The following is a 19,855-nucleotide window of genomic DNA, read 5'->3' on the forward strand; positions in this document are numbered from 1 at the left end:
GGCGGCGTGGAGTCGCGCGGCGTGGAGGTGGGCACGGGGGGGGGGGTGGCCCCGCGGCCGCCCGGGCGCCCGCGGAGCATCGGCGGTGGAGGTCATGTCGGACATCGTCGGCGAACCTAGGCCGTCCCGGCCAGCTCGGGCTCGGCGGCGGGCGCCGCCGACGCCGGAGCCAGGGCGTCGCGACCCGGCATCCAGCGCAGCACCACAAGCATGCCGAGGGCCGCGACGATCGCGGAGAGCGCCGCCGCCCAGTGCATGGCGGTGACGAAGGCGTCGTTGGCCGCCGAGATCAGTGTCGGCGCCGCCGGGCCGAGATTTCCGGCAGCCGCGTACGCCCCGGAGATCGACTCGTTGGCCGCGTCGCGGGCCTGCTCGGGCAGGCCGGTAAGCGCGTCGCCCACGTCGCTGCGGTAGACAGCGGAGAGCACCGAGCCGAGGACCGCCACGCCGAGCGCGCCCGCCACCTGGCGGACGGTGTTGCTCACCGCGGAGCCCACGCCGGCCTTCTCACGGGGCAGCGCCGACATGATGGACTCGGTGGCCGGCGGCATGATGTTGGCCATCCCGACACCCTGGATGAAGAAGACGACAAGCACGACCCAGATCGGGGTGGACGCGCCGATGAAGGCGAACGCGGCCAGTGCCACAACGGTGAGTCCCAGTCCGACGGCGGCGACCGCCCGGCCGCCGTAGCGGCGGACCATCGCCGCGCTGCGCGGCGCGAAGATCAGCTGTGCGCCGGCGAAGGGCAGGAAGAGCAGGCCGGTCTGGAGCGGGCTGTAGTCGCGCACCAGCTGCAGGTAGAAGGAGCTGAAGAACATCACGCCCATCGCGGCGAAGAACACCAGGCCGACGATCGCCACCGGCGCGGCGAACCGGGGCACCTTGAACAGCCGGACGTCCAGCGACGGGTGTTCGGCGCGCAGCTCGTGCCGGACGAACCAGGCCAGCACGGCGAGGCCCACCAGAATCGAGCCCCAGGCCAGCGGACGGTCGAAGCCGTGCTCGCCGCCGTCGATGATGCCGTAGGAGAGGGCCACCAGGCCGACCACGGAGAGCAGGACGCCGAGCACGTCGACGCGGCCGGGGCGCGGGTCACGCGACTCGGGAACCAGCAGCGCCACCAGGACCACGCCGGCGACGACCACCGGGACATTGATCAGGAAGACCGAACCCCACCAGAAGTGCTCCAGCAGCGTGCCGCCGAGGATCGGGCCGACCGCCACGGCCAGGCCGACCGCACCGGCCCAGACGCCGATGGCCCGGCCGCGCTCCCGCGGGTCGAAGACGTTGGAGATGATCGACAGCGTCACCGGCATGATGGCCGCGCCGCCGACCCCCATCAGGGCGCGGGCCGCGATGAGCTGACCGGGGCTCTGGGCGTACGCCGAGAGCAGTGACGCCAGCCCGAACAGGACCAGCCCGATCATCAGGAAGCGCTTGCGGCCGGACCGGTCACCGAGCACCCCGAAGGTGAACAGCAGCCCGGCGAAGACCAGCGTGTAGGAGTTGATGGACCACTCCAGCTCGCCCTGGCTGGCCCCGAGGCCGTGCACCGGGTCGGCCAGCGTGCGCAGGGCCACGTTGAGGATCGTGTTGTCGAGGACGACGACGAGGAGGCTGATCACCAGCACCCCCAGGATCGCCCACCTCCTCGGGTGTCCCGTGTTGTCGTGCAGTTCCATGCCCGGTTCTCCCCCCGGTTGCACCCGTCTCGCAATACGATACGGGCCAGTCTCGTAACGGGGACAGCCTACGGGCAGGCATTAACGATACGGAACCGATCCGTATCGTATGTGGCGGGCGTCACGCTCGCTGAGCTGCCAGACAGGCGGCGACGGCTGCCGGCAGTCCGGCCAGGTGGCCCACCGGCGCGGCGAGCGGCTCGATCCATCCCGGCCCCGCGCCGTACACCCGCAGGTGGGAAAAATCCCGGGCGAAACGCACCAGGCGGTACGCGCGGCCGGTGACAGGCGTCTGCGACCAGAGCATGACCGTGTGTGGGCGAGCCCGGTACACCGCGCTGGTCAGGGCGGGCCAGGGCAGCGCGGGCCCGAGATTCAGGCAGCCGCGCCCCTGCTCCCGCAGGGCGGCGGCGAGCGCGTGCAGGCCGAGGCTGTGCGCCTCCTGCTCGGCGCCGGCCAGCAGCACCCCGCCGGTGGGCAGGGAGCGGCCGGGCTCGCGGCGGTGCACGTCCAGCCCGACGCGGACCCCCTCGGCCAGGGCGTGTTCGACGGCGACCGCGGCGGCGGTACGCCCCGAGAGCCCCGCCAGCAGCGGCCGGCAGACCTGCTCCCAGAGCGCCGGCACGCCCCAATCGGCGGCCAGCTCCCGCGTCAGCGCGGCGACACGGTTGCCGTCCAGGTCCTCGGCCGCCAGAAAGACCCGTTTGAGCGCGGTCTGCACGGCATCGGCCGGCATCGGCTCGGTCAGCATCGGCTCGGTCAGCACAGGCGTACCCCCGGGTAGACGTTCGCTACCCGGGGTTCGCTGCCACGGCGCGCGGCGGATGCGCCCGGCGCGGAATTTAGCGGCGGCGGCGAAAGCCAGTACCGGCCGTGCGAGTCGCTTGACCGGACCTCCTAGGTTGATGATCTACACAGCCCAGCGGAAGGTCCCACCCCATGCCTGTCGGCTTCACCATGGCGATCGTCTTCGCCGTCGCCCTGGTCGTCAGCGCCGTCCTGGCTCTCGTCGCCCCCGCGCGGCCCCTGAAGCGGATGGCCGCCCTCGCGGCGCTCGCCTTCCTCGCCCTCACCCTGCTGGTCGGCGTCGTCTCCAGCGCCCACTCGGTGCCGATCCGCTCGGTCGGCATCGTCACCAGCTTCGGCAAGCCCACCGGCAAGGTGACCGGCTCCGGTCTGAAGTGGGTGGCCCCGTGGCAGAAGGTCGGCGAATGGGACGCGGGCCGGCAGAAGTACGACCACATCGGCGGCAACAACTGCGTGCGCGTCCGCACCGGCACGCTCGCCGACGCGTGCGTCGAGGTGCTCATCGAGTGGCAGGTCAAGCCGGAGAACGCGCCGAAGCAGTTCATGGACTACAAGGGAGATTTCGACAGCTTCCGCGGTCAGCGGGTGGGTGTGCAGCTCGACAGCGCGGTCAACGACGCGTTCGCCGCGTACAACCCGCTGGAGAAGATCGATGATCGGACCGGCGACCTCAACGTCGACCTCAAGCCGTTCGCGGCGAACATCAAGACCAGCGCGGACACCCGCCTCGCCAGCGACGTGGACATCCTCTCGGTGACCATCACGCGGGTGAACCACGACGACAAGACCGAGGGCAACATCAAGGCGTTCCAGGACAAGCTCGCCCAGACCCGCAACCTGGAGCAGGATCGCAAGAACGCCGAGATCTCCAAGCAGATCACCGAGACCAACGCCAAGGTCGACAAGGTGACCCGCTGCCTGGAGATCGCCGAGAAGAACGGCGCGAACCCGGGCCTGTGCATCAACCCGGGCATCGTCACCGGCAAGTGAGGGAAGCGCTCGTCAGACGGCCCGCTCCCAGTGGCGTGGGGCGCTGATCCTGGCCCAGCTCGCGCCGAACGTCATCCGGCGCAGCGGTGCCGCGATGCCGCAGAGGCCGAACCAGCCACGGGTCAGACCCACGCTGAGCGGGTTGCTCATCATGCCCTGGTGGAGGGTTCGCATGGCCAGGTCGACGGCGTGGAACCCGTACTCGCGCATCTCGGTCTCGTACTCGCCGATCGCGTCCAGCAGCGGCAGGTGGCCGCCGTCGGCCAGCGACAACTGGCGGGTGAGCAGGGCGGCGTCGCGCAGCGCGGTGTTGGCGCCGTTGCCGCCGGCCGGCGGCATGCCGTGCACGGCGTCGCCGAGCACGGTGACCCGCGAGGGCGCCCAGGGTGCCGGGCGGTCGGACGCCTGAAACGGGAACGCGCTCACGTCGCCCGGTGGGCACCTGTCGATCAACTGGCGTAGCGCGGGGTGCCAGTCCGTGATCAGCCCGGCGACGTAGGTCTTCACCTGCGCGCCGTCGAGGCGCTCCGGACGCGAGGGGAACAGGTCGGTACGGGCGACGAAGGCGCACAGCAGATAGTCGTCCCCGGTCGGCTGCTGGCGTTCGAACACCGAGGTGAAGAGGAAGTACGGCCCACCGGTCACGATGAGGTTCATGCCCGCGGCCAGCCGGGCGGGCAGCCAGGCTCGGGTGTCGTCGTTCAGCGGCAGCTTGAGCCCTACGCCCACCGCACCGGTGTCCCGCTGGGTGGCGGTCGGCAGGTACTGCGCGCGTACCCGGGAGTTGATCCCGTCCGCGCCGACCAGGACGTCGCAGGTTTCGGACGTCCCGTCGGCGAAGTGCGCGGTGGGGCGACCGTCGATGGTCAGCTCGTAGCGCTCGAACGCCCTGTCGTAGTGGACGACGTCGTCCAGCCCGTCGAGGAGGACGCCGCGCAGCGTGGAACGGTCGACCGGGTAGGCCCGTTCCGCGGGATCGGGATCGTCGGGATACATGAGGGCGTCCTCCACGAGGACGAGCGTGCGCAGGTCAGTGCCCAGGAAGCCGAAACCGCCGCCGGGCCGGCCCGCGGTGTCGGTGAACGCCTGCCAGTGTCGGTCGGGCAGGCAGGCACGCAGCGACCGGCTGCCCGCCGGGTTGATCGCGAGGCGGTAGCGGTCCGCCCGGTCGTCGCGGTGGCGGTCACGCTCGTACACGGCGACGGTCATGCCGTGCTTCCGCAGACCCTGGGCGAGAGCGAGGCCGCCGATGCCACCGCCGACGATGAGCACGTCAGTCATGGGTGAGCCTTTCCGGTGCGAAGAGGTCGCACAGTTGGTTGACGACGGACTCGGCCCGGTCGGGACGCAGGCGAATGCCCTTGACGGTGGCGATCACCAGCTCGACGCTGGCTGCGATGTCGAGGTCCGTCGACCAGACATGCCGCGTGACACCCTCGGTGAAGATCGCCGCGAGCGCGTCCCGCCAGCCCTGCTCGTCGCGCTCGATGTCGACCCCGGTGGACTCGTCACGTCGTGCCCGCAGATCGAGCTCGTCGAGCACGATGAACAACTCGGGCCGCCGCGCGACGGCGGTGGCGATCTCGCGGAGGTGGTGCCGCAGTCGAGCGGCGGGGTCCAGATCGGTGTGCATCGTCGCCTCGAATTGGCTCGTCACGTGTTCGAGCACCGCCGCGATCAGATCGGCCTTGGTCCGGAAGTAGTGGTGCAGGGTGGAGTGGTCGATGCCGGCCGCTGCGGCGATCGGCCGCAGTCGGAACCCCTCGAAGCCGCTCTCGGCGATCGCCGAGAATGCCGCGTGAACCAGCGCCTGCCGGCGGTCGTGCCGTTCCGTCATCCTCACCCATCCCAACCAAGCGGTTGGTTGATAGTTAAGCATCGTTGTGCCGCGCTGTCAACCAACCGCTTGGTTGAGTTGGTCGGACGGGGGCCGTGCCCAACGACCCCTAGGCGTAGCTGAACAGCGGGGGGAAGACGAGGACCACGATCCAGGCCCACGCGGCGTAGACCGGCAGGTAGCCGGTCTGCCAGCGTTCGAGCGCCGCGAACGGCGTACGCCGACGGAGGAAGCTCAGCAGCAGCCACGCCGACCACGCGAGGTTCACCAGCAGGATCACGTTCTCACCGAGCGCCGCCGCCCGGTTGGGCGTACCGCCGTAGTTGTCGGTGATGCGGCCGGTGATCTCCACCAGCACCAGCACGTCGATGGCCAACGCGCTGACCACGAGCGCGAGCTGGAGTTTGTCGAACGCGCCCGGCGGCGCCAGCGGGTCGCGGGCCGAGAGCGAGTAGAGCAGCAGCCCCAGCACCACGACGAGCAGGAGGTCGAACAGGATCAGCGCCTCGCGCTCGACGTCGATGCCGTGGCTGGTCCAGACGACGGCCACGAGGAAGGCGAGCAGGGCGGCGGTGAAGAGCGGGGTGAACAGCCGGGTGAGGACCGGCGCGATGTTCTCGACGACACTCTGCTTGGCCTCGACCAGCCACCCGGCAACGACGACCGCCGCCGCGGCGCCGCAGGGCAGGAGCCACTGCGAGACGAACGCCTCGGGGACGATCCCGATGGCGGCGAAGGTGTTGAACAGGAACGCCGCGAGCACGCCGCCGCCGAGGGCCATCAGGACGTAGTAGATGAACCACTCGCCGGTGAAGCGGATGAAGTCCATGCGTCGACGCGACGAGCGCCAGTCGTCGGCGACGTAGGCCAGCCCGACCACGAGCCACAGGGCGATCGGAAGGTGGACGCCTGTGACGACGACCGACTGCGAGTCGTCCGCCAGGGGGTAGACGTTCGCCGCCACGGCGCCGAGGACGAACAGCGCCCCCAGCACCGCGATCACCAGCGGTCGGGCCCGCCTGCGCCAGGCCAGGAACACCGCCAGCCAGGGCAGCGCGAACAGGGTGGCGTTGCGCGCGTAGAACGAGCCGTCGTCCTCGAAGCTCCACCCGAACAGCGCGGGCGTCTTGACGGACACCACCGCGCCGGCCGCGCAGCCGAGCATGACCCACAGGTCCCGACGGGAGCGCGGGCCGGCGGCCGGGCCGGAGTCGCCGGTCAGCACGAGCTGCTTCCACAACCGCTCCGAATGCTCCCGGGCGAACTCGCGGGAGAGCTCGTCGAGGCTGCCCATCCGTTTGACCGCGACCAGGAACGCCTCGTCCGGGCTCAGGCCCGCCGCGACGAGTTCGTCGACCGAGCCGCGGAGGTGGTCTTCCAACTCGTCGGCGTCCACCGACTGCAGTTCCCGACGCCGGAGCACGTAGCGTCGCCACTGCGCGTACTGCGCCTCCAGCTCCTCCGGCCCGTCGTGCGCCGTCACGCGAGGCCGTCCAACGGGCGCGCCGTCAGCGGCGTACGGTCGTGCCAGATCTCCTTGAGCGCGCCCACGACGGTGTCCCACTGTCGGCGCTGCTCGGCCAGCTCGGCCAGGCCCCGATCGGTGATCCGGTAGTACTTGCGCTTGCGCTCACCGGCGACCGACTGCCAGTTCGCCTCCACATAGGCCAGGCGCTCGAGCCGGTGCAGCAGCGGATACAGCAGCCCTTCGGTCCAGTCCAGCTCACCCCCGGACAGCTCGTTGATCCGCCGGAGGATGGCGTAGCCGTAGCTCTCCCCCTCGGCCAGGATGCCGAGCACCATCGGTGTCGCCGACGCGGCCACCAGGTCCTTCGCGACCTTCACGAGACCCCCCACCCCCAAACCCTAGAAGTACGATGCATAGTACTGCTAGGTATTTTTCCGACGCAACGGATCCGGTCGGGAGAACCCGTTGGGCGTCGGTGGTCGATCCCGCCACAATGGCCGGCGTGCAGGAGATCGAGGTCGTCGTCGCCCACCGGGAGCGGACGACCGTGCGCGTCGGCGAGTGCTGCGGGCCCGGATGTGACGAGCGTCAGGCGATGAGTCGGTCGAGCAGCTCGAACCGCTCGTACGGCTGGTCGTAGTCGCCGAAGTGTCCGTCGTCGCGCACGATCTGGGTGCCGCCGAGCCGCTCGAACATGGCGCGTCCCTGCCGGTCGTCGCAGCCGTACGGATCCTCGCGGGAGTTGATGAAGACGATGTCGCGCACGTGCGACCGGATCGCGGCCCAGTCGTAGCTCTCCTGGAGCACCGGTTCCTCGCTGGTGTTGGGCTGGGTGCAGTAGCCGGCGACCAGGATCGCCTGAGCGACTGTCGCCTCGACATGCTCCAGGAACGCCAGGAGGAACGCCGCGCCGCCGGAGTGGCCCACCAGGACGGTGTCCTCGTCGACGTGGTGCCCGGCCAGCACCGTCGGCAGGAACGTCGCGATCGGCTCGACGTTGAGGCCCGGCAGGTACGGCACCTCGACGGCGTAACCCCGCGCCTCGAGCCGCCCCGCCAACCAGCGGTACCAGACCACGTCCGGGTTGCCGCCGGTCCCGTGGAAGATGATCGCCTTGCGCCCCACCATGCCCCCTTCACATCTACCCCGTGATCACACCACGTGATCCGCGGACAACTGTCGCGTCCCACGCGCGCGCCGGCAAGCAAGGGAGAAAGGCCGCGTCACTGCACGGCGGTGGCCGGGGGATGCTCGAAGGATTCGGGGCAACGGAAGGTGTACAGCGAATAGCAACGACCGATCTGCACACCCACGGTGTCCGGGGACGCGGTCGGGTCCTCCTCGGACGGGCGCCAGCTGCAACGCGTGCCGTTCCAGTCGACCGAACCCACTGTGAAGACCAGTGTCATCGCGGTGCCGCAAACAGCGCAGTCCATCGGGTACGGATCGGTAAGCGACCAGTTCGCGTACCCGCCGACCTTCCACCCCGGTGCCAGGGACAGGTCGGACTGGTAGTGGGGACGGCTGTCGTCCTCGTCGTCGTCCCACGCGTCGAGCCGCTCGCACAGGTCAGCGGGGAGCAGGTCAGCGTATTGGTACTCACGGACCTGTTCCGGGTGCACCACGCACGGCGCCGGCAGGTACAAGTCACTGATCACCGGCGGCTCGGGAGGCGTTTCGAGCAGCGGGCCGACGGCGGAACTGTCGCGCCAGTAGAGGAAGACGCGAGGGCTGTAGTGCCGGTCCGCGTGGTCCACCGGGCACCACAGCACCTGGAGCAGGTCGGTGCCTTCCGGACCGGCGTAGTCCGGGATGTCTCGTCGGTACACCTGCGCGACCGGGACCAACGGGATGGGATCCTCGATCAGGTCGTCCAGGTCCAGAGCGTCGGCGGCATCGAGTTCGGCCCGCTCCAGCGCGGTCAAGAAGTCCTCGCCCGGCAGCGACTCCCGGGCTTCGGCGGTCGCGAGAATCTCCCGCCTGCGGCGCAGGGCGGCCATGGTGGTCAGGTTGTACGGCTCGTGCGCCCCGGCGTCGTCGCAGACCGGCCACACCTCGTCGGCCGGCCACAGCAGTGGTCCGCCGACCGAGCTGTCCGCAATGGTGGGAGCACCGGGCCGGGGATGCAGGCGGGTAGCGGTGGTGGAATGTTCCCGCAGTTCGGGGAAGAGCTCGGTGATGTCCAGGGGACGCGGAGGTGTGGTGCGGACCATAGAAGTAGATCTTATGGCGCGGTGCTGGCGCCGGGCGGCCCGCTGGTGATTCGGCGGGGAGGATCCGACGATCGTCGGCCCCCACCTTCATCACCGCAATCGGACGGTTGAGCGATGATGCCGGCGTCAGCGCCCCGTGGGCACGATGTTTGCGGAACGCCCGTTCTGCTCGTCGCGCTTCAGGCGCTTCGCAGTCTGCTTTTCCTTGATCGTCTTGCCCTTCTTCTTGACGTTCGCCTTGCTCGTCGAGTCCTTGGACATGATCGAACCTCCTGGAGCAGGTCGGTGAACGAAGCCCTCCACTGCACGCCGACCCTACGCTGTTCAGCTCTTGCCGACGGTCGGAAGTGCCTCGTCGATGTCGTCATGCTCCTCAGGCGCACGATCGGCTGCGGATTCAGCGACCGGGCCTGGCCCGGACCGCACCCATCACACGACCGTCACCAGGGGGTGGCAGATCGCGGTCGCTTCCGTGGCCGTTCGGTGTAGAGGGCCGTTGCGGAGCGCGATCGAGCGCGGTCCGCGATAGCCTTGGCGCATATGGCTACCTATCGCAGCGCCTCAGTGCTTCTCTCCTCGGACGGCACCAGGACCCCTGGCACCGCCGCCCTCTTCGCCGAGCCCGCCCGCAAGGGTGGGACCCGGCCGTGGGCAGGCGACTTCCGGCCCGCCAACAGCGCCGGCAACGGCCCCAAGAACGCGGTCGGCAAGACCTTCACGTTGGAGCTGCCCGATGGCAGCACCGGCAGGGTCGTGGTCCAGAGCCTCAAGAGCGGGAGAGGTGGCGTCGTGCTGGCGTTGATGGGCGAGGACACTCCACCCTTCTGATCGAGCCCGGGCGCTGCCGGCCGGAAACGGCCGGCAGCGCGCCTGCTCGGCTCAGTCCAGCGTGACCACCCAGCGGGCACCCTCGCCCCGGGCGAGCCTGTCGAACGCGGTGGGCGCCTCGTCCAGCCCGATCGTGCCGCTGACCAGCACGCGCAGATCCAGCGCGCCGTCGGCGAGCTCGGCGGCCAGCACCGGCACCTCCCGGTCCGGGTCGGACGAGCCGTACACCGAGGAGCGCAGGGTCCGCGCGGAGTGGAAGATGTCGAGCGCGCCGAGGCTGACCATGTCGTCCTTGGCGCCCATGCCGACCACGGTGACCGCTCCCCCACGCCGGGTGAGCCGCCACGCCGACCTGATCGTGGCGGCCCGCCCCACGCACTCGAAGGCGTGGTCGACGCCCCGGCCCTCGGTGCGCGCCCGCACCTCCTTGGAGAGCCGGTCGTCGGAGAGCAGGAAGTCGGTGGCCCCGGCGGCGAGGGCCAGGTCGCGCTTCGCCTCGGCCACGTCGACGGCGACGATCGTCGCGGCGCCGGCCCGGCGGGCGGCGGCGAGGACCGCGAGCCCGACCCCGCCGAGCCCGATGACGGCGACCGACTCGCCGGGCGCGACCCGGGCGGTGTTGCCGACCGCGCCGACGCCGGTGAGCACCGCGCAGCCGAGCAGCGCGGCCTGCTCGGCGGGCAACCCGGCGGGGATCGGCACGACGGCGCTCTCCGGCACCACCACGGCCTCGGCGAGCGCGCCGAGGCCGAGCGTGAGGTGCAGCGGTACGCCGTCCTCGGTCTCGCCGCGCGCCACCGTCGGGGCGGTGTTGGCGGCGCAGAGCCACGGCTCGTCGTGCCGGCACCACCAGCAGGCCCGGCAGGCGGGCGCCCAGTTGAGCACCACAGGCGTGCCGACCGGCAGCCGGGTGCCCGCACCTGCCTCGGCCACCACGCCTGTCGCCTCGTGCCCGAGCACCAGCGGGAACGTCGCGGCCAGGGTGCCGTTGACCATGGACAGGTCGGAGTGGCACACCCCGGCCGCCCGGATCGTCACCCGCACCTCGCCGGGGCCGGGCGCGGGCAGGCGTACCCGCTCGACCCGCAGCTCGGCGCCGGGCCCGCGCGCGACGAGCGCACGGACGGTGACCGGCGCACCCGCGGGCCCAACAGCGACGGCCGGCTCAGCGCCCACCGCCGGCGCGGCCGCCGCCGACACTCCGGCCCGCTCGGGGCCGCTCATCGCTGGATCGCCTTCAGTTCGCAGAACTCGGCGAGGCCGTGCACGCCCAGCTCCCGGCCCAGGCCGGACTGCTTGTAGCCGCCGAAGGGCGCGAGCGGGTTGAACGCCGCGCCGTTGATGTCGACCGCGCCGGTGCGCAGCCGTCGCGCCACCGCGAGCGCCGCCTCGGTGTCGGCGGACCAGACCGCACCGGCGAGCCCGTAGCGCGAGTTGTTGGCGATGGCGACGGCCTCGTCGGTGTCGTCGAACGGGAGTACGGCGAGCACCGGGCCGAAGACCTCCTCCTGGGCGAGCGCGCTGTCCGGGTGCACGTCGGCGAAGACGGTCGGGGCGACGAAGTGCCCCCGCGCCGGCACCGGGGCGTCCGGGCCGCCGGCGACGAGGCGGGCGCCCTCGGCGAGAGCCCGCTCGACGTGCCCGCGCACCCGCGTCGCCTGGGCGGCGGAGACCAGGGGGCCGAGCCGGGTGGCCGGGTCGAACGGGTCGCCGACGCCGTAGCCGGCCACCGCCTTCGCGACCAGGTCGAGCGCCTCGGCGTACCGGTCGCGGTGCACAAGCATCCGGGTCCACGCCGTGCAGGTCTGGCCGGAGTTCATGAGGGCGTTGCCGACGCCTACCTTGACCGCGGTGGGCAGGTCGGCGTCGGGGAGGATCACGTTGGCGGACTTGCCACCCAGCTCCAGCGCGACCCGGGCGATCCGATCGGCGGCGAGTCGCATGATGCGTGTGCCGGTGGCGGTGGAGCCGGTGAACGAGACCAGGTCGACGTCGGGGTGCCCGGCGAGCGCCTCGCCGACGACCGCGCCGGTGCCGGGGACCAGGTTGAGCACACCCGGCGGCAGACCGGCCTCGGTGACCGCGTCGAAGAGCAGGTACGCGGTCAGCGGGGTCAACTCGCTGGGCTTGAGGACGACAGTGCAGCCGGCGGCGAGCGCGGGCGCGACCTTCGCCATCACCTGGTGCAGGGGGTAGTTCCACGGGGTGATCGCGCCGACCACGCCGATCGGCTCGCGGACGACGAGGGAGTTGCCGATGGTCTCCTCGACCGGCGGCCGGGCGGCGAGCGCCACGTGGTCGCGCAGCACGATCAGTGGCAGCGCGACCTGCACGCGGGTGGCGAGCTTGAGCGGGGCGCCCAGCTCGACCGCGATGGTGCGGGCGAGGTCGTCGGCGCGCGCGGCGAGCGCGGCGTGCAGCCGGTCCAGGTACGCGGACCGTTCTGCCGGCGCGGTGGCCGCCCAGCCGGGAAAGGCGGCGCGGGCGGCGGCGACGGCGGCGTCCACGTCGGCCGCGGTGCCCGCGGGCACCTGACCGATCGGCTCACCGGTGCTCGGGTTCTCCACGTCGATCACGTCGGTGCCGGCGGGAGACGTCCACTCTCCGCCGATGTGCAGGTGGCGCCGGAGGCGCAGGGCATCGGGCAGCAGCGACGGCGGGGCGGCGAGGTCCATGGCGTCCCTTCCGGGGTGGGCGACGGGCGGTGGCGGCGGGTCGAGTGACGGCGGGCGGGGCGACGGCGGGTGATGGTGGCGGGGTCTCGGCGGGCGAGGAAACTAGCGCCGGGAGTTTGGACGCTACCCGCTGGGCCGGCCGGACTCCACCGGCCCGACGGTGCGGGCGTACTCGGCAGCCAGGCCGTGCAGCAACGCGTCCAGGCCGAGGGCGAAGGCGCCCTCGTCCACGCTCTGCTGGTGCTCGGCGAGCCGGTGCGCCTGGCGCAGGTGGGGGTAGTGCGCGGCGTACAGCTCGGGGTCCTCGACGAAGCCGCGGGCGAACGAGCCGAGCGCCGAGCCGGCCACGAAGTAGCGCAGCGCCGCGCCGATGTGGGTGGCGCGGGCCGGTGGCCACCCGGCGCGGACGAGGCCGCCGTAGACCGCGTCGGCCATGGCGAGCGCGGCCGGTCGGCGGCCGGGACCCTGCGCCAGGTACGGCACGATGTTCGGGTGCGCGGTGAGCGCCCGACGGTACGACCAGGCCCAGTCGCGCAGCGCGGCGGCCCAGTCCCGGCCGGTGAAGCCGCTGGTGTCGACGGCGCCGGTGACCGTGTCGGCGACCGCGTCGAGGATCTCGTCCTTGGTGGCGAAGTGGTTGTAGAGCGACGGGCCCTGCACGCCCAGCGCGGCGGCGAGTCGACGGGTGGAGAGCGCGGGCAGACCCTCGGCGTCGATGAGCGCCGTGGCGGCGTCGACGATCAGCTGCCGGGTGAGCCGGGGCTGGCGGGGTCGGGGCACTGCGCTCCTCGTCGGGTCCGGGTCGTGGGGTCTGGACGCATCAAAACTTACACCGCTAGTTTAGAGGTGACCGGCCGCGCCGACGCCAGGAGGACCACCGTGGACTTTTCGCTCACCGACGAGGAGCGGGCGGTGCGGGACACCGTCCGGTCGTTCATCCGCCGCGAGGTGATGCCCCTGGAGGCGGAGGTGCTGCGCCGGGAACGCGCGCACCAGCCGGGCCTGGACCACTCCGAGGTGCGCGAGCTGCAACTCAAGGCGCGCAAGTTCGGCTTCTGGGGCCTGGCGACCCCCGAGGAGTACGGCGGGATGAACCTGCCGGCCGTCCTCCAGTCGTTGATCTGGACGGAGCTGGGTCACACGTTCGTGCCGTTCCGCTTCGGCGGCGAGGCCGACAACATCCTGTTCCACGCCACCGAGGAGCAGAAGCAGGAGTTCCTCGTCCCGACGATCGAGGGCGAGCGGCGGTCCTGCTTCGCCATCACCGAGCCGGGCGCCGGCTCGGACGCGGCCAACATCCGGCTGTCCGCGCGCCGCGACGGCGACGACTGGATCCTCGACGGCGAGAAGACGTTCATCACCGGCGGCCACGACGCCGACTTCGCCATCGTGGTCGCGGTGACCGACCGGGAGAAGGGCGCCCGCAACGGCGGCGCGACCGCCTTCCTGGTGGACCGGTCGATGGGCTGGCGCTCGGAGTTCATCCAGACCATGGGCGAGGGCGGACCCGCGTCGTTGATCTTCGACGGCGTACGCGTGCCGCACCGCAACATCCTCGGCGAGATCGGGCAGGGCTTCACGCTGGGCATGGAGTGGATCGGCAAGGGCCGCTACACCATCCCGTCGCACGCCATCGGCATCGCCGAGCGGGTCCTCCAGATGGCGATCGACTACGCCAACACCCGCGAGACGTTCGGCGCGAAGATCGGCACCAACCAGGCCATCCAGTGGATGATCGCCGACTCGGAGACCGAGCTGGAGGCGGCCCGCTGGCTGGTGCTGCGCTCGGCGTGGACCGTCGACCAGGGCCTGGACCCCCGGCACGCCTCGTCGATGGGCAAGCTCTACGGCGCCGGCATGGTCAACCGGGTGGTCGACCGGGTGCTCCAGATCCACGGCGGCATGGGCTACACCCGGGAGCTGCCCATCGAGCGCTGGTACCGGCAGGTCCGGCTCTACCGCATCTTCGAGGGCACCGACGAGATGCAGCGGCTGATCATCTCCCGGGACCTGCTGCGCGGGTACACGAAGATCGGCGGCCACCTGGCCTGAGCCGGGTCAGCCCGTCAGCGCCTCCAGAGCCGCGTCCACGTCGGCTTCGGTGGAGTAGAGGTGGAACGAGGCGCGGACCCGTCCGGCGCGTACCGCCGCCCGGATGCCGGCCGCCGCGAGACGCTGCTCCGCGCCGGGCACGTCGACGCTGACGATGGCGCTGTCCGCCGGCGGTCGGCCCAGGCCGGCCAGGAACCGGTTGGCCAGCGCCACGTCGTGCTCCCTGATCGCCGGCACCCCGATCTCGGCGACCAGTTCCATCGCCGGCGCCGCGCCCACCCAGCTGAACCAGGCCGGCGAGATGTCGAACCGCCGGGCGTCGTCGGCCAGCCGCAGCGGCGGGCCGTAGTAGGAGGCGTGCGGGTCGCGGCCCGCGTACCACCCGGCCGCGTCCGGGCGCAGCCGCTCGCGCAGCGCCGGGGCGAGATAGGTGTACGCCGTGCCGCGCGGATTCATCAGCCACTTGTAGCCGCCCACCGTCACCACGTCGGCCCAGCTCCCGTCGAAGGGCAGCCACCCGCACGCCTGGGTGGCGTCCACCACCACCAGCGCGTCGTGCGCGCGGGCCGCGGCCACGATCTCGTCGTACGCGGCGACAGAGCCGTCGGACGACTGCACCAGGCTGAACGCGACGAGGTAGGTGTCGGCGTCGATCGCGTCGGCCAGCCGGTCCGCCGGCACCGTGCGGACCGTGACGCCCCGCTCCTCCTGGACCAGCCAGGGGAACAGGTTCGAGGTGAATTCGATCTCCGGAACCACCACGGTGGCCCCCGCCGGCAGCCCCGCCGCCACCGGCGCGAGCATCTGGGAGACGGTCGCGCCAACCGCCACGTCAGAAGCCGGCACGCCGATCAGACCGGCGAAGGCGGCACGGGCGCGGTGCACCGATTCACCCCAGCCCTCCCACGACGTGCTGCCCACCCGCCAGCCGGCCAGGGCCTCCTGCAACGCCGTCCAGGCCGGCTCGGGCGGCAACCCGTAGGAGGCCGTGTTCAACCAACCGGGCTCCGGCTTCCACAACTGCTGTGCCTGCTCGATCTCCATCTCACCGACGCTAGGCGGGCTGGCCGCCCCCGGGCACGGCCAATCCGCGAACGGCGGCCTGCGCGCCGCCTCGGGCCCGCCGCCTACGGCCGGGGACGCGACGTCAGCGACGCCGGCCCGCGGCAGGCGGGTGGATCCGGTTGAGGCTGTCGGCGAGGCCGGCGAGCCACCTGTCGACCTCGACCAGGTGCCGCACTGCCGCGGTGTCCACCGTGCCGAGCAGCGGGCGGACCCGGTCCACCTCGTCGACACAGTCGGCCGGGGCGGGCACCGGCCCCGAGGTCCGGCCGTGTGCCACCTCGCCGGCCAGCTCGTCGTACGCCGTGCGCAGTTGCCCGGCCGCGTCGCGCAGCAGGACCGCCGCCGCCGGCCAGCCGGCGAGGCAGCCGGGCGGGTTGCGGCGCAGCAGCGACTCGGCGCCGGGCACGACGTGTTGCCCGGCGCCCAGGGCGGCGTCCCAGTCGACGCGCCCACGTCGGGGGTCGTGGCGCTCGGAGTGGTACTGGCAGTAGGACGAGTCGACCAGGACCATGCGCCGGCGTACCCGATCGAGGTCGTCCTCGGGCGGCGGCGCGTCGCCGAGCACCGCCTCCACGGTCTGCGCGACCGCGTCCCCGCTGGCCGTCAGGTACCGCGCGGCGTTGTGGCGCAGGTCGTGGCTCGCGCCGCGCGGCCACATCGCGACGCCGGCGAGCACACCGACCACCGCGCCGAGTCCGACGTCGACCAGACGCGCCTCGGCGAGCCGCCACCCCTCCGGGCTGAGCTGGCTGAAGACGACGGTCAGCAGCAGGGTGAACAGCGCCTGCTGCCACACCGGGCCCAGCAGGCGACCGACACCGAACGCCAGCAGCAGCGTGACCGGCAGCACGACGGCGTACACGATGGGCTCCTCGATGAGGAGCACCAGCAGGCCACTCACGACGACGCCCGCGATCGTGCCCAGCACGGCCGGTCGCAACGCGGTGCGCGTGTCGGCGGCCGAGGTCCGCAGGACCGTGAGCGTCGTCAGGAGCACCCAGAAGCCGTGGTGGAGCTGCAACACCCCGGCGGCCACCCGGGCGACCGACAGCGCCACGGCCAGTCGCAGCGCGCTGTGCAGGTGGGCGGAGCGGGGAGCCAGGTGGGCGCGGAACTGCCGCCAGTACAGCGTCCACGGGCTGTGTCGCGCGTACTCGAAGAGTCTGGGGTAGGCCTCGCCCCCGGCGGGCCGTGCCCCGGCGGCGACCCGGGCGCCGACGGCGAAGACCCGCACCTGGTCGGCGAGGGCGAGCGCGGTCGCGTCCCGGCACATCCGGGGTACGTCCGGCGTGCCGCCACTGCGTTCCACCGGGTACGCGGCCTCGGCCGTGCGGATCGCGGCGTCCAGGCTCTCCAGGTCGACAGGTGCCACGCCGGGTGACAGGCTCCGGCCGCCGGCCCTGGTCGTCTCCGCGCAGGCGCGCAGCAGCCGCGCCGCCGCCAGGTCCGGGATCGGCTCGGGCGGGGCGTCGGCCGCGAGCCGGTCCGCCTCGGCGAGCACCTCCCGCAACGCCGCAGCGGAGATCCGCAGCGCCCGGTCCTGGGCGCCCGCCGCGGTCGGCGCCCGCTCCGGCGGGTTACGGCCGAGACCGAGCGGGGCCGCCAGGTCGTACGCCTGGGCACGCCGGCTGTCCCGACCACCGTGACCGGCGTGCGGGTCGGTAAGCGCGTCGGTGGCATCGTCGAGGAACACCGCGACGCCGTCGGCCGCCCGGGTGAGCAGCTGCCGGTAGGTGACCGGCACCGGATCGGGCCAGAGCAGCACCTCGGCCGCGGCGAGCAGCACGACCGCGAGCGTGACCCCGCCGAGGCGCTGCGGCAGGGTGTCCGGTTGGTACGGCGGGAAGGACGCCAGGATGTAGAAGAGCTGGAAGGCGCTGGCCAGACCCACCAGGCGCGGGTTGCCGACCCCCGCGAACGACACGACGAACCCGACGACGAGCATTCCGCCGGCCGCTGCCCACGTGCTCCACGCCAGCAGCGTGCCGGCCGCGATCAACGCCCAGACCGCCGGCAGCGCCGTGACGAGGATCCGCGCCCGCTGCGGCGCCGGACCGGGCAACTGGGCGAACGACCCGGCGGCGATCGTGCCGAACAGCCCGTACGTGGCGAGCACCTGACTGCCCGCCCCGTAACGGCAGGCGTAGAAGACGACTGATGCGACGAGCGTCAGGCGCACCGCGCGCCGCAGGACGGCGTCCCCCGGGTCACGGCGACGCAGCCGGCCGAGGAGGCTGGTTGCGAGCACGCCTGCTCCCCCGGTTCGTCGCGGCACCCCTTTCCGATCCACAATTGTTCTCGGGGTCGCGCGGCTGCGGCGTGTTTCGCGACCGAATCACGCCGAGGGGGCGACGGCGCGCTACACGGTGGTGCGTCGCCACTGCTGGCTGGCGCCGGTGCCGCAGGTCCACTGCACGGCCTGGGCGCCGTCCGCCGTGGCCGCGTTCTGCACGTCGAGACACTTGCCGCTGTGGCGGGCGACGAGCCGGACGTACCCGGTCCCGAGGTCCTCGACGCGCCACTGTTGGTTGGTGCCGCCGTTGCAGGCCCACTGGATCACCCGGACGCCGTCGCCGGTGGCACCCGCGCCGCCGTACACGTCGAGACACTTGCCACTGCTGACACTTGTCACCGTGGAGTAGCCGCCGCCGGCGTCGGAGAACCGCCACCGCTGGTTGGCCTGCCCGTTCGCGCCCCACTGCACCACGTTGGCGCCGTCGGCGGTGGACGCGTTGGAGACGTCGAGGAGCTTCCCGCTGTGCCGCGCGGCCACCGTGTAGGTGGTAGGCGTGGGGGCGGTGGTCAGCGGCGCCACCCGGTACAGGCCGCTGCCGTGGGCGGGGAGGGATCGGGTGAGCGTGCCGGTGACGGTGCCGAGACCCGCACCTGACCACAGGTCGGTGACGGTGGCCGAGCCGATCCCCAGGTCGGCCAGGTTCAGCGAGACGTTGGCGGTCGCGCTCTCGCGGTTGAACAGCGCCACGTACCGGTTGTCGCTGCCCGGAACGTCGGCGGTCCACACCTGCCGGGTACCGCCGACGAGCTGCCGGTTGTTGGCGCTGTTCTGGTCGACGGCGAGCACCGCCGCGTTCGTCATCAACGCCAGCTCGGCGGCGCGGTTCTCGACCAGGTTGCCGCCCCACATCAGCGGCGCCCGGTTGATCGCCCACAGGCTCATGAGTGTGCGCTGCTCGTCGGCGGTGAGCCCGGAGTAGCGGGGTGAGCCGACAGGCCCGTACTTCGACAGCCGTCCGATCGGGATCATGTCCGGGTCGGGCCAGGCGCCCGTCGTCCGGTACGGCGTCCAGTTGCGCAACTGGTCGAACAGCGCGTCGAGCGACGACCAGTTGTCCCACAGGTCGTTGACGATGCGCCACATGTGGGCGTTGTCCCGCACGTGCGCGCCACTGGCCAGCGGTGTCGCGCCGGGCGAGAGGCTCAGCACCATCGGCCGACCGCTGTGCTGGATCGCCGTCCGGTAGCCCTCGACCTCGGCCTGCCGGTACGTCGGGGCCGCGATGTCGTCCACCTTGACGAAGTCGACACCCCAACTGGCCAGGAGCTGGAAGACCGAGTCCAGGTACGCCTGTGCGCAGGCGTTTGACATGTTCAGGCCCCACATCAGGTTGAGCCAGGCCGCGGTGGTGCTGTTGTTGATCTGGTTGGCGCGGCAGTTGGTGCCGAGGATCGGCACATTGTCCGCGACCGCCTGCCGCGGGATGCCGCGCATCAGGTGGACGCCGAACTTCAGGCCCTGGTCGTGCACGTAGTCGGCGAGAGGCTTGAACCCGTTGCTGCCCGCCGCAGACGGGAACCGCGTCGTGTCCGGCAGCAGCCGCCCGTTGGCGTCCATCCGCAGCCGGGGATTGAGGTTGGCGTCCTGGTTGGGGCTGTTGTTGTGCTGGCCCGGGTAGTACCAGGCCCAGTCGATGACGACGTACTCCCAGCCGTGCTGGCGCAGGTTGTCGCGCATGTAGTCGGCGTTGGCCCGCACGTCGGACTCGGTGACGCGCCAGTTGAACGAGTCGTAGCTGTTCCACCCCATCGGCGGGGTGTTCGCCGTGCCGTTGTCCCAGGCCGCGGCCGGCTTTCCGGAGATGACGCTGAGGCCGACGGCGAGCAGGACGACCAGGGCCGTGAGCCCGGCCATGCGCCGTGCGGTGGAACGCGCGAGGACGAGCGTCATCGGACCTCCCGATGGACAGTGGTGGTTGTCGATGTTAACGCTCACACAT

18 protein-coding genes are annotated in these 19,855 nt (G+C 71.9%); 3 read left to right on the forward strand and 15 right to left on the reverse strand.

Features of this window, described 5'->3' with window-relative positions:
- Positions 1–116: 116 nt before the first annotated feature.
- Positions 117–1,685 (reverse strand): MFS transporter, encoded by a 1,569-nt coding sequence (locus tag ACGFIE_RS19560; protein WP_393296438.1) that lies wholly within the window; start codon positions 1,683–1,685, stop codon positions 117–119.
- A gap of 121 nt (positions 1,686–1,806) precedes the next feature.
- Positions 1,807–2,451, reverse strand: coding sequence for a transcriptional regulator (locus ACGFIE_RS19565; protein WP_393296440.1), 645 nt, complete (start codon positions 2,449–2,451; stop codon positions 1,807–1,809).
- A 173-nt stretch (positions 2,452–2,624) separates the two neighbouring features.
- Here ACGFIE_RS19565 and ACGFIE_RS19570 point away from each other — a divergent pair, with 173 nt between their 5' ends.
- Positions 2,625–3,482, forward strand: a complete 858-nt coding sequence (locus tag ACGFIE_RS19570; RefSeq protein WP_363686999.1) for an SPFH domain-containing protein — start codon at positions 2,625–2,627, stop codon at positions 3,480–3,482.
- Between the two features lie 12 nt (positions 3,483–3,494).
- Here ACGFIE_RS19570 and ACGFIE_RS19575 read toward each other — a convergent pair whose 3' ends face one another.
- The 7 genes from ACGFIE_RS19575 to ACGFIE_RS19605 form a co-directional block, all read right to left on the reverse strand.
- Positions 3,495–4,763 carry an FAD-dependent oxidoreductase gene (locus tag ACGFIE_RS19575; RefSeq protein WP_393296442.1) on the reverse strand — a complete coding sequence of 423 codons (1,269 nt, stop codon included), beginning with the start codon at positions 4,761–4,763 and terminating at the stop codon, positions 3,495–3,497.
- Positions 4,756–5,319 carry a TetR/AcrR family transcriptional regulator gene (locus ACGFIE_RS19580; RefSeq protein ID WP_393296444.1) on the reverse strand — a complete coding sequence of 188 codons (564 nt, stop codon included), beginning with the start codon at positions 5,317–5,319 and terminating at the stop codon, positions 4,756–4,758. The genes ACGFIE_RS19575 and ACGFIE_RS19580 overlap by 8 nt, the downstream gene beginning before the upstream one ends.
- A gap of 109 nt (positions 5,320–5,428) precedes the next feature.
- Positions 5,429–6,802 carry a permease prefix domain 1-containing protein gene (locus ACGFIE_RS19585; protein ID WP_393296446.1) on the reverse strand — a complete coding sequence of 458 codons (1,374 nt, stop codon included), beginning with the start codon at positions 6,800–6,802 and terminating at the stop codon, positions 5,429–5,431.
- Positions 6,799–7,176, reverse strand: coding sequence for a PadR family transcriptional regulator (locus tag ACGFIE_RS19590; RefSeq protein ID WP_393296448.1), 378 nt, complete (start codon positions 7,174–7,176; stop codon positions 6,799–6,801). Before ACGFIE_RS19590 ends, ACGFIE_RS19585 begins: the two co-directional genes overlap by 4 nt.
- A 199-nt stretch (positions 7,177–7,375) precedes the next feature.
- The gene (locus tag ACGFIE_RS19595; RefSeq protein ID WP_393296450.1) at positions 7,376–7,915 is read right to left on the reverse strand and encodes an RBBP9/YdeN family alpha/beta hydrolase; all 540 of its coding nucleotides are present in this window, start codon (positions 7,913–7,915) and stop codon (positions 7,376–7,378) included.
- A gap of 95 nt (positions 7,916–8,010) precedes the next feature.
- Positions 8,011–9,000 carry a hypothetical protein gene (locus tag ACGFIE_RS19600; protein WP_393296452.1) on the reverse strand — a complete coding sequence of 330 codons (990 nt, stop codon included), beginning with the start codon at positions 8,998–9,000 and terminating at the stop codon, positions 8,011–8,013.
- A 126-nt stretch (positions 9,001–9,126) separates the two neighbouring features.
- Complete coding sequence (locus tag ACGFIE_RS19605; protein ID WP_393296454.1) at positions 9,127–9,261, reverse strand: hypothetical protein; 135 nt, start codon at positions 9,259–9,261, stop codon at positions 9,127–9,129.
- Between the two features lie 279 nt (positions 9,262–9,540).
- On the opposite strand from ACGFIE_RS19605, the gene ACGFIE_RS19610 reads away from it, so the two are divergent.
- Complete coding sequence (locus ACGFIE_RS19610) at positions 9,541–9,828, forward strand: hypothetical protein (protein WP_393296456.1); 288 nt, start codon at positions 9,541–9,543, stop codon at positions 9,826–9,828.
- Positions 9,829–9,879: 51 nt separating this feature from the next.
- Here the strand turns inward: ACGFIE_RS19610 and ACGFIE_RS19615 are convergent, their stop codons facing one another.
- From ACGFIE_RS19615 to ACGFIE_RS19625, 3 genes are all read right to left on the reverse strand, one after another.
- Positions 9,880–11,052 carry a zinc-binding dehydrogenase gene (locus tag ACGFIE_RS19615; protein WP_393296458.1) on the reverse strand — a complete coding sequence of 391 codons (1,173 nt, stop codon included), beginning with the start codon at positions 11,050–11,052 and terminating at the stop codon, positions 9,880–9,882.
- Positions 11,049–12,503: an aldehyde dehydrogenase family protein gene (locus tag ACGFIE_RS19620; protein WP_393296460.1), complete on the reverse strand. Its 1,455-nt coding sequence runs from the start codon at positions 12,501–12,503 to the stop codon at positions 11,049–11,051. The genes ACGFIE_RS19615 and ACGFIE_RS19620 overlap by 4 nt, the downstream gene beginning before the upstream one ends.
- 123 nt (positions 12,504–12,626) lie before the next feature.
- Positions 12,627–13,283: a TetR/AcrR family transcriptional regulator C-terminal domain-containing protein gene (locus ACGFIE_RS19625; protein WP_266249994.1), complete on the reverse strand. Its 657-nt coding sequence runs from the start codon at positions 13,281–13,283 to the stop codon at positions 12,627–12,629.
- A 99-nt stretch (positions 13,284–13,382) separates the two neighbouring features.
- Between ACGFIE_RS19625 and ACGFIE_RS19630 the strand changes: the two genes are divergently transcribed.
- A complete protein-coding gene (locus ACGFIE_RS19630; RefSeq protein WP_393296462.1) occupies positions 13,383–14,555 on the forward strand; it encodes an acyl-CoA dehydrogenase family protein in 1,173 nt (390 codons plus the stop codon).
- Positions 14,556–14,561: 6 nt separating this feature from the next.
- Here ACGFIE_RS19630 and ACGFIE_RS19635 read toward each other — a convergent pair whose 3' ends face one another.
- The 3 genes from ACGFIE_RS19635 to ACGFIE_RS19645 form a co-directional block, all read right to left on the reverse strand.
- Entirely contained in the window at positions 14,562–15,599 is a 1,038-nt protein-coding gene (locus tag ACGFIE_RS19635; protein WP_393296464.1) for an aminotransferase class V-fold PLP-dependent enzyme, read from the reverse strand.
- Positions 15,600–15,702: 103 nt separating this feature from the next.
- Entirely contained in the window at positions 15,703–17,868 is a 2,166-nt protein-coding gene (locus tag ACGFIE_RS19640) for an FUSC family protein (RefSeq protein ID WP_393296466.1), read from the reverse strand.
- Positions 17,869–17,979: 111 nt separating this feature from the next.
- Complete coding sequence (locus ACGFIE_RS19645; RefSeq protein ID WP_393296468.1) at positions 17,980–19,806, reverse strand: alpha-galactosidase; 1,827 nt, start codon at positions 19,804–19,806, stop codon at positions 17,980–17,982.
- Positions 19,807–19,855: the final 49 nt, after the last annotated feature.

The sequence above is a fragment of the Micromonospora sp. NPDC049275 genome, assembly GCF_043197115.1.
Classification (GTDB): domain Bacteria; phylum Actinomycetota; class Actinomycetes; order Mycobacteriales; family Micromonosporaceae; genus Micromonospora.